The sequence below is a fragment of the Paenimyroides tangerinum genome (assembly GCF_003865405.1).
Taxonomy (GTDB): Bacteria; Bacteroidota; Bacteroidia; order Flavobacteriales; family Flavobacteriaceae; genus Flavobacterium; species Flavobacterium tangerinum.
In genome coordinates, this window is sequence record NZ_RQVQ01000002.1 from 98,766 (window position 1) to 112,245 (window position 13,480).

A 13,480-nucleotide genomic window follows, 5' to 3' on the forward strand; every position below is an offset into this window, starting at 1 on the left:
TCCTATTTCTTTTTTGTTGTTGTTTTAGAAACTGTTGTTTTCTTCGCAGGCGCTTTTTTAGCCGTAGTCGTCTTTTTAGCAGCTGTTTTTTTCGCAGGAGCCTTTTCTTCAATCAACTTTTTAACTTCTTCTAAAGTCATCGCAGCAGCATCTACGTCTTTCGACAACTCAATTTTCACTTTTCCTTGTAAAATAACCGAACGTCCCCAACGTGCCTTTTCAACACGAATTCCTTCATCTTTCCAATTATGAATAACTTTATCAATCTCTTTTTGAACTTTCTCTTCGATCAAAATATTGATATCACTTTGTGAAAGATTATCGAAATCGTATTTTTTATTTACGTTAATAAACATTCCATTCCATTTGATAAAAGGTCCGAAACGACCAACACCTTTCTGAACTGGTAAACTATCATAAGTTGCAATTGGCGCATCGGCTTTTTGCTTTTCTTTAATCAAAACAACCGCGCGTTCCATATTCACATCCAAAGGTTCTTCTCCTTTTGGTAAAGAAATAAAAACAGCACCGTGACGTACATATGGTCCAAAACGTCCATTATTTACCTCAACTTCTTCGCCTTCAAAATCACCTAACATTTTAGGCAATAAAAACAAAGTCAAGGCTTCATCTAAACTTATAGTTCCAATATTTTGATCTGGACGTAAACTAGCAAATTGCTTTTCTTCATCTTCCGCATCACCAATTTGAGCCATCGGTCCAAATTTTCCTAAACGAACCAAAATAGGTTTTCCTGATTTCGGATCAGTTCCTAAAATACGTTCTCCTGATTCACGGTCTGCGTTTTGCTCTACATCTTTTACAATCGGATGAAAATGACTATAAAAATCATTCATCATTTTTGTCCAATCTTCATTTCCAGCAGCAATCTCATCAAAATCTTGCTCAACTTTTGCTGTGAAATTATAATCTAAAATAGTTTCGAAATTCTTAACTAAGAAATCTGTAACAATAATTCCGATATCCGTAGGAATTAATTTTCCTTTATCAGCTCCAACTTTTTCAATTTGAACAGATGCTTGAACTTCATTTCCAACTAATCTCAAAACTTCATATTTACGTTCGGTTCCTTCAGCTGTACCTTTTTCGATATAATTACGAGCAATAATGGTAGAAATCGTCGGTGCATAAGTTGACGGACGACCAATCCCTAACTCCTCCAACTTCTTAACCAAAGCTGCTTCTGAATATCGAGCTGGCGGACGAGAAAAACGCTCAGTCGCAACAATTCCGTTATTTTGTAAAGCTTCATTAACTTTTAATGCAGGCAACATTCCTTCTTGTTCTTCTTCATCATCATCGTGACCTTCTAAATACACTTTCAAGAAACCTTCAAAAAGCAAAACTTCTCCAGTTGCGTGAAAATGTTCCTTATGTTTGTCTGCAACAACATTAACGTTTGTACGTTCCAAAGCTGCATCGCTCATTTGAGAAGCCAACGTACGTTTCCAAATCAAATCATACAAACGAGCTTGGTCACGGTCTATATTCACCGAATGACGCGACATATCTGTTGGACGAATCGCCTCGTGAGCTTCTTGGGCTCCTTTTGCTTTTGTTGTATAAACTCGAGGCTTACTAAACTCAGCTCCATAAGACTTTACAATCTCAGCTTCGGCAGCAGCCATCGCATCTTTAGAAAGATTTACACTATCTGTTCTCATATAGGTAATCAATCCGCTTTCGTACAAACGTTGCGCTAACATCATTGTTTGACCAACCGAATAATACAATTTACGAGAAGCTTCCTGTTGTAAAGTTGAAGTTGTAAATGGTGCAGCAGGAGATTTTTTTGTAGGTTTAGTTTCCAAGTCAGAAACTTTGAATTGTGCACCAATATTTTGATGTAAGAAGGTTTCTGCTTCTTCTTTTGTTTTAAAATTTTTAGGAAGTTTCGCTTTAAACGATTTTCCTTTTTCTGTAATGAATTCGGCAGTAACACTAAATGAACCCTGTGGATTAAAGGCATCAATTTCTTTTTCACGTTCAACAATCAAACGAACAGAAACAGATTGCACACGACCAGCAGATAATCCGCTTCGAACTTTTTTCCACAAAACTGGAGATAATTCGTAACCCACTAAACGGTCTAAAACACGACGCGCTTGTTGAGCGTTTACCAAATTATAATCAATTTTACGTGGATTATCAATCGCTTTTAAGATTGCCGATTTAGTGATTTCGTGAAAAACAATACGCTTAGTGTTTTCTTCTTTCAATTTTAATTCTTCCGCCAAGTGCCAAGCAATGGCCTCACCCTCGCGGTCTTCATCGGAAGCCAACCAAACCATTTCTGCTTTTTTAGAAAGGTCTTTTAATTTTTTAACAACTGCTTTTTTATCTGCAGAAACTTCGTATTTCGGTTTGAAATTATTTTCAATATCAATTCCCATTTCCTTTGCAGGAATATCGGCAATATGTCCGAAACTTGATTCTACTTGATAATCTGGTCCTAAAAATTTTTCTATCGTTTTTGCCTTAGCAGGCGACTCCACTATCACTAAATTCTTTGCCATTCTTCATTTTTTTGAAGGACAAAAATATAGGATTTTTTTAATATAAAAGATTTTTCAATTTTAAAATTGCTTTTTTTCTCATACCTTAATATATATAACGAGTAAATTAGAGCCCAAAAATCAAGAATATTGAGCTAAATTTTCTAATATTTTATTCTTAATTTCCTGAACCAAACTTTTCGGCTCTAATACTTTAACCTCTTTTCCCATCGCTAAAATTTCCATTACAAAATCATACGTAGGAATTAATTCTAACGAAATGATAAAAATTTCATTTTCTTGGAGAATCAATTTCTGAGTATGATGTAACGGAAGCGTTTCTAAATAGCGATATTGACTTTCGGAACATTGAATTTTTATATTCTGAATTTTCTCATCCGATTTTAAAATCCCAAAAACATTTTGATATTCTTTTTCAACATCAAAATCTATTTTGACAAAAAAAGAATCTTTCAAAACTTCTAATTTCGAAATTCGGTCTAAACTAAAAGATTTTACAACCTCATCTTTTGAATCTTTCGCTAACAAATACCAACGGTTTTTAGATTCTTTAATAGCAATAGGTGAAACTTTTCGAATTGAACTTTTTCCGCTATGATTTAAAAAATTCAAATAAGTAATTTCTAAAACCTTTAAATTTTTAATTGCTTTTATAATTTCAGAAAAATACTCGGTACCATTCGCTTTACGCTTTTCTAAAAAAACAATCCCTGCAGTTTCATTTGAACTTTTGATTAAACTAGTAATCTCAATCGCTTCAAGCAAACGAATTTTGCCATCTTCGCTGAAAATCTCTTTTATATAATATTCATTTGTAGAACGATTACATACAATTTCAATTCCAAATAACGAATCGATTTCTTTAATATCACGTTGAAAAGTACGTTTAGAAATTACAAAATCTTCCTCTGAATCGCTTTTATTTTCAAGTTTACGAAGTACCTCATCAAAAGTTAAATGCGCACCGTTTCTGAACATTTCGACAATCAAAGCCAATCGACTAAAAAATATATTTTTTGACATTATAAACTTTTTAAATAAGTTGACAATTCATTTTTAAAAACTGAAATCGGAACTCCGTGAGCCATTTCGTGATTCATCAAAATTGAAATTTGAGAATCGGTTTTATAAGTTTCTAAAAAATCGAAGGTTTTTTCGTTTGGAACCACATCATCCTTTGATCCTAATAAAATGGTGATTTTGGTTTTATGAAGATTTACAGTTGGAATTTCTTGAAAAACCGAACGTTCTTTCAATGCTGGATTAAACAAAAAGGCAGGCTTATTCATCATTTGCGAAAGATAAAAACCAGCAAATCCTCCCATACTACTTCCAATGATTACGTCGAAATTATCATTTATATATTTTTCAAAAACTAACGAAATGCAATTTTCATCAACAAAATAATCTAAATCTGGAGCGATTACTTCTCCAAATTCTTCAAGTATCAATCGCTTTTCTGCACTAAGTTTACTTTCTAATCCGTGTAAATATAAAATTTTCATATTTCTATTTTTAAATGAATTAATATACAAATCTTCTATTGCCTGAATGCCAAACATATTAATTTTACGAGTTCCAATTCCTGCGAAATTTTCGTTTGTAATCTTTGGTTTAAACTCACAAACCAAAAACCGATTTATCTCAAAATCCCAATAATACCAACGCGTTTCATTTTGGTCAAAAACAAAAACTGGTTTATTCGAATCAATTGCCATCTGAACCGCCCAACCCGTTCCGCCTTTTACAAACTGAACTTCATTAGTACGTTTGATACTTCCAATAGCAAAAATTTCATTCGCATTTTTGACCTGAAACCAATTTCGAGCTAATAAATTAATCATCCGATGGTATCGAAATCTTTGCAACGTAACATTTGCTCTTTCTACCATTTGACAACCTTCGTGAAATTCATTTTGAGTTAATTCGCTTTTATTTTCTGAATAATGGTGTTTGGTTTTATAAGAATATGCAATGGTTTTTACATTGAAATTTTTTCCAAAAGTTTCAAAATAAAAATCAGCTCCAGCCGCACCTCCCGAATGACAAATAAAATTTTTCATTGCTAAATAATTTGGTTAAAATTACAAAAATAGATTTGAAAGAAGACAAAAAATGTCGCTTGAAAAATATTTATTACAAACCACAATGACATCTTGTCATTAAGAAAAAATATATTGTATCTTTGCTAATTGATTAGTACACTTTTAGTCGATTTATGGAAAAGGTAATTGAAGAAAATAAACAAGGAACAAGCTTAGTTCTAGAACAAAAAGCAGATAACAAAAAGAAGCTTTTTATTGAAAGTTACGGATGTCAGATGAATTTTTCTGATAGTGAAATCGTTGCTTCAATTTTAGCAGATCAAGGATATAATACCACACAAAATTTAGAAGAAGCTGATTTAGTTTTAGTAAACACTTGTTCTATCAGAGATAAAGCCGAACAAACCGTTCGTAAACGTTTAGAAAAATATAACGCAGTTAAGAAAATCAATCCAGGTATGAAGGTTGGAGTTCTTGGTTGTATGGCTGAACGTTTGAAAAGTAAGTTTTTAGAAGAAGAAAAAATTGTAGATATGGTTGTTGGACCAGATGCTTACAAAGATATTCCAAATTTATTAGCCGAAGTCGAAGAAGGTAGAGATGCCATTAACGTTATTCTTTCAAAAGAAGAAACTTATGGAGACATCGCTCCTGTTCGTTTAAATTCAAACGGTGTTACAGCATTTGTATCAATCACTCGTGGTTGCGATAATATGTGTACATTCTGTGTAGTTCCTTTTACTCGCGGGCGCGAACGCAGCCGTGAACCGAAAAGTATCATCGAAGAAATTCAAGATTTATCAAACAGAGGTTTTAAAGAAGTTACTTTATTAGGTCAAAACGTAGATAGCTACCTTTGGTATGGCGGTGGTTTAAAGAAAGATTACGACAAAGCTACAGAAATGCAAAAAGCAACAGCAGTTGATTTTGCTCAATTGTTAGATTCTTGTGCTTCGCAATTCCCAAAAATGCGTTTCCGTTTTTCTACGTCAAATCCACAAGATATGCACGATGAAGTTTTACACATTGTAGCAAAACATCACAACGTTTGTAAATACATTCATTTACCAGTTCAATCAGGTTCTACTCGTATCTTAAAAGAAATGAACCGTCAACACACACGTGAAGAATATATGGAGCTGGTTGACCGTATTTATAAAATAGTTCCAGGAATTTCATTATCTCAAGATATGATTACTGGATTCCCTACAGAAACAGAAGAAGACCACCAAGATACTTTATCTTTAATGGAATATGTAAGATATGACTTTGGTTATATGTTTGCTTATTCTGAAAGACCAGGAACATTAGCTGCTCGTAAATTAGAAGATGACATTCCAGAGGAAGTTAAAAAACGTAGATTACAAGAAATTGTAGATTTACAACAACGTATTGCACTAGAACAAACCAGACGTTTTGTTGGACAAACAGTTGAAGTTTTGATTGAAAAAACTTCAAAAAAATCTGACGAACATTGGTCTGGAAGAAATTCTCAAAACACAACTGTGGTTTTCAACAAAGAAAATTACAAAGTTGGAGATTTCGTAAACGTAAAAATTACAGATTGTACATCAGCAACATTAATTGGTGAAGCAATCGGATATAGCGAAATGCAATAATCTTTTATATTAAGAAACAAGAAATGGAAAACATTCAATCCATAAAACAACGATTTGGCATTATTGGAAACGATCCGAAATTAAATCGTGCACTTGAAAAAGCGATTCAGGTTGCACCGACTGATATTTCTGTTTTGGTAACCGGAGAAAGTGGTGTGGGAAAAGAAAGTATTCCAAAAATCATACACGCACTTTCACACAGAAAACACGGTAAATATATTGCCGTGAACTGTGGTGCGATTCCTGAAGGAACGATAGATTCTGAACTTTTTGGTCACGAGAAAGGTGCTTTCACTGGAGCTGTTGGTTCTCGTGAAGGATATTTTGAAGTTGCCAACGGCGGAACCATTTTTTTAGATGAAGTTGGTGAATTACCTTTAACAACTCAAGTTCGATTATTACGTGTTTTGGAAAATGGTGAATTTATGAAAGTAGGTTCCTCAAAAGTAGAAAAAACAGATGTACGAATTGTTGCCGCAACCAATGTAAAAATGTTTGAAGCAATTGACAAAGGTAAGTTCAGAGAAGATTTATATTATCGTTTGAGTACGGTAGAAATTTCACTTCCTCCTTTACGTGAGCGTGGTGAAGACATTCATTTGTTGTTTAGAAAATTTTCGTCAGATTTCGCTCATAAATACAAAATGCCACCGATTAAATTAACAGACCAAGCAGCGGCTTACCTGAAACAATATCGTTGGGATGGAAATATTCGTCAATTGAGAAATATTGCAGAACAAATTTCTGTTATCGAAACCAATCGCGAAATAAGTTTAGAAACCATACAATCGTATTTACCAAATCGCAACAAACAATTACCTTCGGTTATCGAAAGTAAAAAAGCTGAAAGTGATTTTAGTAACGAAAGAGAAATTTTATACAAAGTTCTTTTTGATATGAAAAGTGACTTGAATGATTTAAAAAAACTTACTTTAGAGTTAATGAAAAACGGAACTTCAAGTAATGTTCAAGAAAATAACAAATCATTAATTCAGAAAATTTACGGTCAGCCAGAAGAAAAATCAGAACTTGAAAAAAATCAGCCAAGAGCATTTGAAAAACATCAAACAGAATCTTATGCTGAAGAAATGGAAGATGAAGACGATGATTTCGAACCTTATTTGATTGCTGAAACGATTGATATTGATGATGAAAATCTTCGTTTAGATGAAAAAGAAATTCAGTTAATCAAGAAAGCTTTAGAAAGAAATAACGGAAAACGTAAAGCGGCGGCAGACGAATTAGGAATTTCAGAACGAACGCTTTATCGTAAAATAAAACAATATGATTTATAAAAACATCATAAAAAAAACAAAACTAGTGAGTTTATTATTTGCATTCGCTTTCATTTTGAATGGATGCGGTGCCTATAATTTTACAGGAACAGGTAAAATCGATGCAAATACATTTCAGGTAAATAATTTCCTGAATAATGCAGAACTTGTTGAACCAGGAATTGACCGTATATTTACTGTTGCCTTACAAGAAATTATTATGGGACAAACCAGTTTAAACTTAACAAACACTGGTGGAGATTTATTATATGAAGGAGAAATTACAGAATATCGTATTTCACCAATGACGGCAACAGCAGAACAAACTGCTGCACAGAACAGACTTTATATTTCAATCCAAGTTCGTTTTACAAATAAAAACAAACCTGATGATGATTTTGACAAGGCATTTTCATTCTTCTATGATTATCCTGCAAATGACCAATTAACTGGACCAACTTTATCAGCGGCATTAGATGTGATTTATGAACGAATTACGCAAGATATTTTCAACGCTTCACTAGCAAAATGGTAAAAAATTGAATCAATCAGAATTTACATATAAATTAAATCATCCTGAAAATATTTCAGAAACAGACGCCAGTTCTCTATCACAGATTATTGAACAGTTTCCGTATTTTCAATCGGCTCGAGCTTTATATTTAAAGAGCTTACATTCGCAACGTAGTTATTTATATAACAACGAACTTAAGAAAACTGCTGCTTACACAACAGATAGAGATGTTTTATTTGATTTAATTATTTCTGAAGATTTCATAATTTACAAACCAATAAATTTGGGAGAAGTAGATGTTTTTGATGAGACGTTCATTGAAGTTAAAAAACCGGAACCTACTTTAGAAGAAAATATTGAAAAATCGATTTTATCAACAATCGCTTACATAGAAGATTCGGATAAAGATGACGAAATCATTTCGCAAATTGAAACGAAAATAGTTGCAAAAACAGAACATTACAATTCTGAAATTAAAAAATTAAATGAATCAATAGAAGAAAAACTTGAAATTGGAAAACCATTACCTTTTCAAGAAAATGAAAAACATTCTTTTTCAGAATGGCTAAAACTTACTAAAGCACAACCAATAGAAAGAGAAGAAGAAATTGTTGAAGAAAAAACAGCTGATTTAGAACCAACAATCGATTCATCAAAACAAAAAAAACTGGAATTAATTGACCGTTTTATTGAAACAAATCCAAAGATAGCACCTTCAAAAAATCCATCTCAAACCTTTATAAATATTGAGAGAAAAGAAGAAGACGCATCATTGTTAATGACGGAAACATTAGCCAAAATTTATTTAGAACAAAAAAAATATCAAAAAGCTATACAAGCATATCAAATATTAATTTTGAAATATCCAGAAAAAAGTGTTTTATTTGCAGAACGTATAGAAGATATTAGAGCTTTACAACAATATAACAATTAAACCATGAATTCATTTACAATCTTTTTAGTGTTAATCACTATTGTATCTTTGTTATTAATCGTCGTAATTATGATTCAAAATCCAAAAGGAGGAGGATTAGATTCATCTTTAGGAGGTTCAACTAACATTGGTGGTGTTCAGAACACTAACAAATTTTTAGACAAAAGTACTTGGACATTAGCATTTACTTTATTTGCATTAGTACTTTTCTCAAGCTTAAGTTTCACAAGCGGAAACATTGGAGATTCTAAAATCCTTGATGAAAATGCTGTAATTCCTGCTGCGCCAGTAGTAACACCTGCTGCTCCTGCAACAGAAAATGCTGCTGAAACAACACCAGCACAACCTGCTGGAACTGGAACTGAAGCACAACCTGCAAAATAGTCCATTTAAACATAAAATTAAAGTGTCAACATGTCAGTGTTGGCACTTTTTTTATACAAAAACATCAAATAAAACAGATGGCACAATTTATGAAATTAGTAAAACATAAAAATTAATCATATAACAAAATATAAAATCATTTCATTATGGCATTAAACATTAAACCACTTGCAGACCGCGTGATTATAGAACCGGCTGCTGCTGAAACGCAAACTGCTTCTGGAATTATTATTCCTGATACTGCGAAAGAAAAACCTCAAAAAGGTACTGTGGTTGCTGTAGGAAACGGTAAAAAAGATGAACCTTTAACTGTTAAAGTTGGTGATACTGTTTTGTATGGCAAATACGCTGGTACGGAATTAAAATTAGAAGGCACAAACTATTTAATTATGCGTGAAGAAGATATTCTTGCAATTATCTAATCATCATTAACATAAAAAAATTAAAGCAAAAAAAATGGCAAAAGATATAAAATTTGATATTGAAGCTCGTGACGGTTTAAAACGTGGAGTTGATGCATTAGCAAATGCAGTTAAAGTAACCTTAGGACCTAAAGGTCGTAATGTAATTATTTCAAAATCATTCGGTGCACCGCACGTTACTAAAGATGGTGTATCTGTAGCAAAAGAAATTGAGTTAGCCGATACGTTAGAAAATATGGGTGCTCAAATGGTTAAAGAAGTTGCTTCAAAAACTAACGATTTAGCTGGAGACGGAACTACAACTGCAACTGTTTTAGCTCAAGCAATTGTAAAAGAAGGTTTAAAAAACGTTGCCGCTGGAGCAAATCCAATGGATTTAAAACGTGGTATCGACAAAGCAGTTGAAGCAATTGTTGCTGACTTAAAAAATCAAGCACAAGAAGTTGGTTCAAACATTGACAAAATCAAACAAGTCGCTTCTATTTCAGCTAATAACGATGAAGTTATTGGAGATTTAATCGCTGCTGCTTTTGAAAAAGTTGGTAAAGAAGGTGTTATAACTGTTGAAGAAGCAAAAGGAACAGATACTTACGTTGATGTTGTTGAAGGAATGCAATTTGATAGAGGATATTTATCTCCATATTTCGTTACAAATCCAGAGAAAATGGAAACGGAATTTGATAATCCTTATATCTTATTATACGATAAAAAAATATCTTCATTAAAAGAATTATTACCTGTTTTAGAACCAGTTGCTCAATCAGGTAAACCATTATTAATCATCGCTGAAGATGTTGATGGAGAAGCTTTATCTACTTTAGTTGTTAATAAATTACGTGGCGCATTAAAAATTGCCGCAGTAAAAGCTCCTGGATTCGGAGACAGAAGAAAAGCAATGTTAGAAGACATCGCTATTTTAACTGGAGGAATGGTAATCGCTGAAGAAAGCGGATACAATTTAGAAAATGCAACTTTAGATATGTTAGGAACAGCTGAAAAAGTTTCTATTGATAAAGACAATACTACAATTGTAAACGGAGCTGGTTCAGCAGATATGATTAAAAATCGTGTGAACCAAATCAAAGCTCAAATGGAAACTACAACTTCTGATTACGACCGCGAAAAATTACAAGAACGTTTAGCTAAATTAGCTGGTGGTGTTGCTGTATTATACGTTGGTGCTGCTTCTGAAGTTGAAATGAAAGAGAAAAAAGACCGTGTTGACGATGCTTTACACGCGACTCGTGCAGCTGTCGAAGAAGGAATCGTTGCAGGAGGTGGTGTTGCTTTATTAAGAGCAAAAGCTGCTTTAGATAACATCGAAGCTTTGAACGCAGATGAGAAAACTGGTATTCAAATTGTTTCTCGTGCTATCGAATCTCCGTTACGCACTATCGTTGAAAATGCAGGATTAGAAGGTTCTGTAATAGTTGCTAAAGTTTCTGAGGGAACTGGTAATTTCGGTTACAACGCAAAAACAGATGAATATGTTGATATGTTAGCTGCTGGAATTATCGATCCTAAAAAAGTTACACGTGTTGCTTTAGAAAATGCAGCTTCTGTTTCTGGAATGATTTTAACTACAGAATGTGCATTAATTGACATCAAAGAAGAAGGTGGTTCTGGAATGCCAATGGGCGGAGGAATGCCAGGAATGATGTAAAAATTTCCCAAATATAATTTTAAAAGCGATTATTGATTTTTCAATAGTCGCTTTTTTTATGAATATTTTATAACAACCTTTAAAACAACTTATTAATAAAATTTGTAACTTATAACCTCAATTTTAAAAACAAAAATATGAGTACAAATAAAATTTATGACAGACCAAATTTCAAAGCCCAGTACGATAATTACATCAATGGAAAATTCACAGCACCTAGTTCGGGAAAATATTTTGATGTAATCACTCCATTAGACGGAACTGTAATGGCACAAGCAGCACATTCTAATGCAAAAGATTTAGAAATTGCAGTTGACGCGGCAGCTGAAGCTTTTAAAACTTGGGGAAAGACTTCGGCAACACAAAGAAGTATTATCTTAAATAAAATTGCCGATCGAATCGAAGCTAATTTAGAACATTTAGCAGTTGTAGAAACAGTTGACAACGGCAAACCAGTTCGTGAAACATTAAATGCTGATTTACCTTTAGTTGTAGATCATTTTAGATATTTTGCAAGTGTGATTCGCGCTGAAGAAGGTTCACTATCTGAACTTGATGCTAACACCGTTTCTTTAATTGTAAATGAACCTTTAGGAGTTGTAGCTCAAATTATTCCTTGGAACTTCCCGTTATTAATGGCAACTTGGAAATTAGCTCCAGCTTTAGCCGCAGGAAACTGTGTCGTATTAAAACCAGCTGAATCTACTCCAATTTCAATTTTAGTTTTAATGGAAATCATCGGAGATTTATTACCTGCCGGAGTTATCAATGTAGTTAATGGTTTTGGTTCAGAACTTGGGCAAGCTTTAGTAACCAATCCAAAAGTTTCAAAAGCTGCATTTACAGGTTCTACTGCAACAGGTCGTTTAGTTATGCAATATGCAACTGAAAATATCATTCCAGTAACTTTAGAATTAGGAGGAAAATCACCAAACGTATTCTTCGAATCTGTAATGGATAATGATGATGATTATTTAGACAAAGCTATTGAAGGAGCAGTTTTATTTGCGTTGAACCAAGGTGAAATCTGTACTTGTCCGTCTAGATTATTAATTCAAGAATCTATTTATGATAAGTTTATCACCCGAGTAATCGAAAGAGTTAATGCGATTAAATCAGGAAATCCGTTAGATACTTCAACAATGATTGGAGCACAAGCTTCAAAAATTCAACACGATAAAATTCTTAATTATATTAAATTAGGAATCGAAGAAGGTGCTGAAGTTCTAACTGGTGGTAGCGCAAATATTTTAGAAGGAGATTTAGCAAACGGATATTATGTAAAACCAACTTTATTAAAAGGACATAATAAAATGCGTGTTTTCCAAGAAGAAATTTTTGGACCTGTTTTAGCTGTTACCACTTTCAAGGATGAAGCAGATGCAATTGCAATTGCGAATGACACGATTTATGGTTTAGGAGCTGGAGTTTGGACACGTGATGCGCATCAATTATATCAAATTCCTAGAGCTATTCAAGCTGGAAGAGTTTGGGTAAATCAATACCATAGTTATCCAGCTGGTGCGCCATTTGGTGGATATAAACTTTCTGGAATCGGAAGAGAAAATCACAAAATGATGTTAGACCATTACCGTCAATCTAAAAATATGTTGATATCTTACGACAAGAAAAAACTAGGTTTCTTTTAATCGGCATAAATGACAAGTCTAAAAAGATTATCAGCTACTCCAAAAGCAATAGAATTGGTAAAAGAACTTGAGGCAGAATTTGGTCCTTTAATGTTTTATCAAGCTGGTGGATGTTGTGAAGGAACACAACCTATGTGCTTCAAAAAAGGAGGTTATTTTCCGAGAATGAAAGATGTTTGCATTGGACAAATTTTAGATTATGATTTTTGGATTGATTGCGATTTATTCGAATATTGGAAAAACGCTCATTTTGAACTAGACGTTATTGACGGTTTTGGAACAGGTGGTTTTTCGTTAGAAATTCCAAAAGGAAAAACTTTCAAAATAAATTATACTTTATTTACACCTGATGAATTAGAAATATTAAATCAAGAAGAAATCAAACGATTTAGATCATAAAAAAAGCTTGGCGGTTGCCAAGCTTTTTTGCTATAAAATT

Annotated in this window: 12 protein-coding genes; 9 read left to right on the forward strand and 3 right to left on the reverse strand. The window is 33.1% G+C overall.

The features are described from left to right. Positions 1-2: 2 nt before the first annotated feature. The 3 genes from topA to EG240_RS01265 all read right to left on the reverse strand — a co-directional run bounded on the left by topA (position 3) and on the right by EG240_RS01265 (position 4,600). Positions 3-2,537, reverse strand: a complete 2,535-nt coding sequence (topA, locus tag EG240_RS01255; RefSeq protein WP_125016598.1) for a type I DNA topoisomerase — start codon at positions 2,535-2,537, stop codon at positions 3-5. Positions 2,538-2,657: 120 nt separating this feature from the next. Next, positions 2,658-3,560, reverse strand: coding sequence for a helix-turn-helix transcriptional regulator (locus EG240_RS01260; protein WP_125016600.1), 903 nt, complete (start codon positions 3,558-3,560; stop codon positions 2,658-2,660). Continuing rightward, positions 3,560-4,600, reverse strand: coding sequence for a YqiA/YcfP family alpha/beta fold hydrolase (locus EG240_RS01265; protein WP_125016602.1), 1,041 nt, complete (start codon positions 4,598-4,600; stop codon positions 3,560-3,562). Before EG240_RS01265 ends, EG240_RS01260 begins: the two co-directional genes overlap by 1 nt. Positions 4,601-4,755: 155 nt before the next feature. Here EG240_RS01265 and miaB point away from each other — a divergent pair, with 155 nt between their 5' ends. From miaB to EG240_RS01310, 9 genes are all read left to right on the forward strand, one after another. Beyond that, on the forward strand, positions 4,756-6,201 hold the full coding sequence (gene miaB, locus EG240_RS01270) for a tRNA (N6-isopentenyl adenosine(37)-C2)-methylthiotransferase MiaB (protein ID WP_125016604.1): 1,446 nt from the start codon (positions 4,756-4,758) through the stop codon (positions 6,199-6,201). 23 nt (positions 6,202-6,224) lie between these two features. Next, positions 6,225-7,496, forward strand: a complete 1,272-nt coding sequence (locus EG240_RS01275) for a sigma-54 interaction domain-containing protein (protein ID WP_125016606.1) — start codon at positions 6,225-6,227, stop codon at positions 7,494-7,496. Then, positions 7,486-8,010, forward strand: a complete 525-nt coding sequence (locus EG240_RS01280) for an LptE family protein (protein WP_125016608.1) — start codon at positions 7,486-7,488, stop codon at positions 8,008-8,010. The genes EG240_RS01275 and EG240_RS01280 overlap by 11 nt, the downstream gene beginning before the upstream one ends. A 4-nt stretch (positions 8,011-8,014) precedes the next feature. Continuing rightward, entirely contained in the window at positions 8,015-8,923 is a 909-nt protein-coding gene (locus tag EG240_RS01285; RefSeq protein ID WP_125016610.1) for a tetratricopeptide repeat protein, read from the forward strand. A 3-nt stretch (positions 8,924-8,926) separates the two neighbouring features. Beyond that, positions 8,927-9,307: a preprotein translocase subunit SecG gene (gene secG, locus EG240_RS01290; RefSeq protein WP_125016612.1), complete on the forward strand. Its 381-nt coding sequence runs from the start codon at positions 8,927-8,929 to the stop codon at positions 9,305-9,307. Positions 9,308-9,453: 146 nt separating this feature from the next. Then, on the forward strand, positions 9,454-9,729 hold the full coding sequence (locus tag EG240_RS01295; protein WP_125016614.1) for a co-chaperone GroES: 276 nt from the start codon (positions 9,454-9,456) through the stop codon (positions 9,727-9,729). A 34-nt stretch (positions 9,730-9,763) separates the two neighbouring features. After that, the gene (gene groL, locus EG240_RS01300) at positions 9,764-11,392 is read left to right on the forward strand and encodes a chaperonin GroEL (RefSeq protein ID WP_125016616.1); all 1,629 of its coding nucleotides are present in this window, start codon (positions 9,764-9,766) and stop codon (positions 11,390-11,392) included. Between the two features lie 137 nt (positions 11,393-11,529). Then, a complete protein-coding gene (locus EG240_RS01305) occupies positions 11,530-13,041 on the forward strand; it encodes an aldehyde dehydrogenase family protein (protein ID WP_125016618.1) in 1,512 nt (503 codons plus the stop codon). A 9-nt stretch (positions 13,042-13,050) separates the two neighbouring features. Beyond that, entirely contained in the window at positions 13,051-13,440 is a 390-nt protein-coding gene (locus EG240_RS01310) for a DUF779 domain-containing protein (RefSeq protein WP_125016620.1), read from the forward strand. Positions 13,441-13,480: the final 40 nt, after the last annotated feature.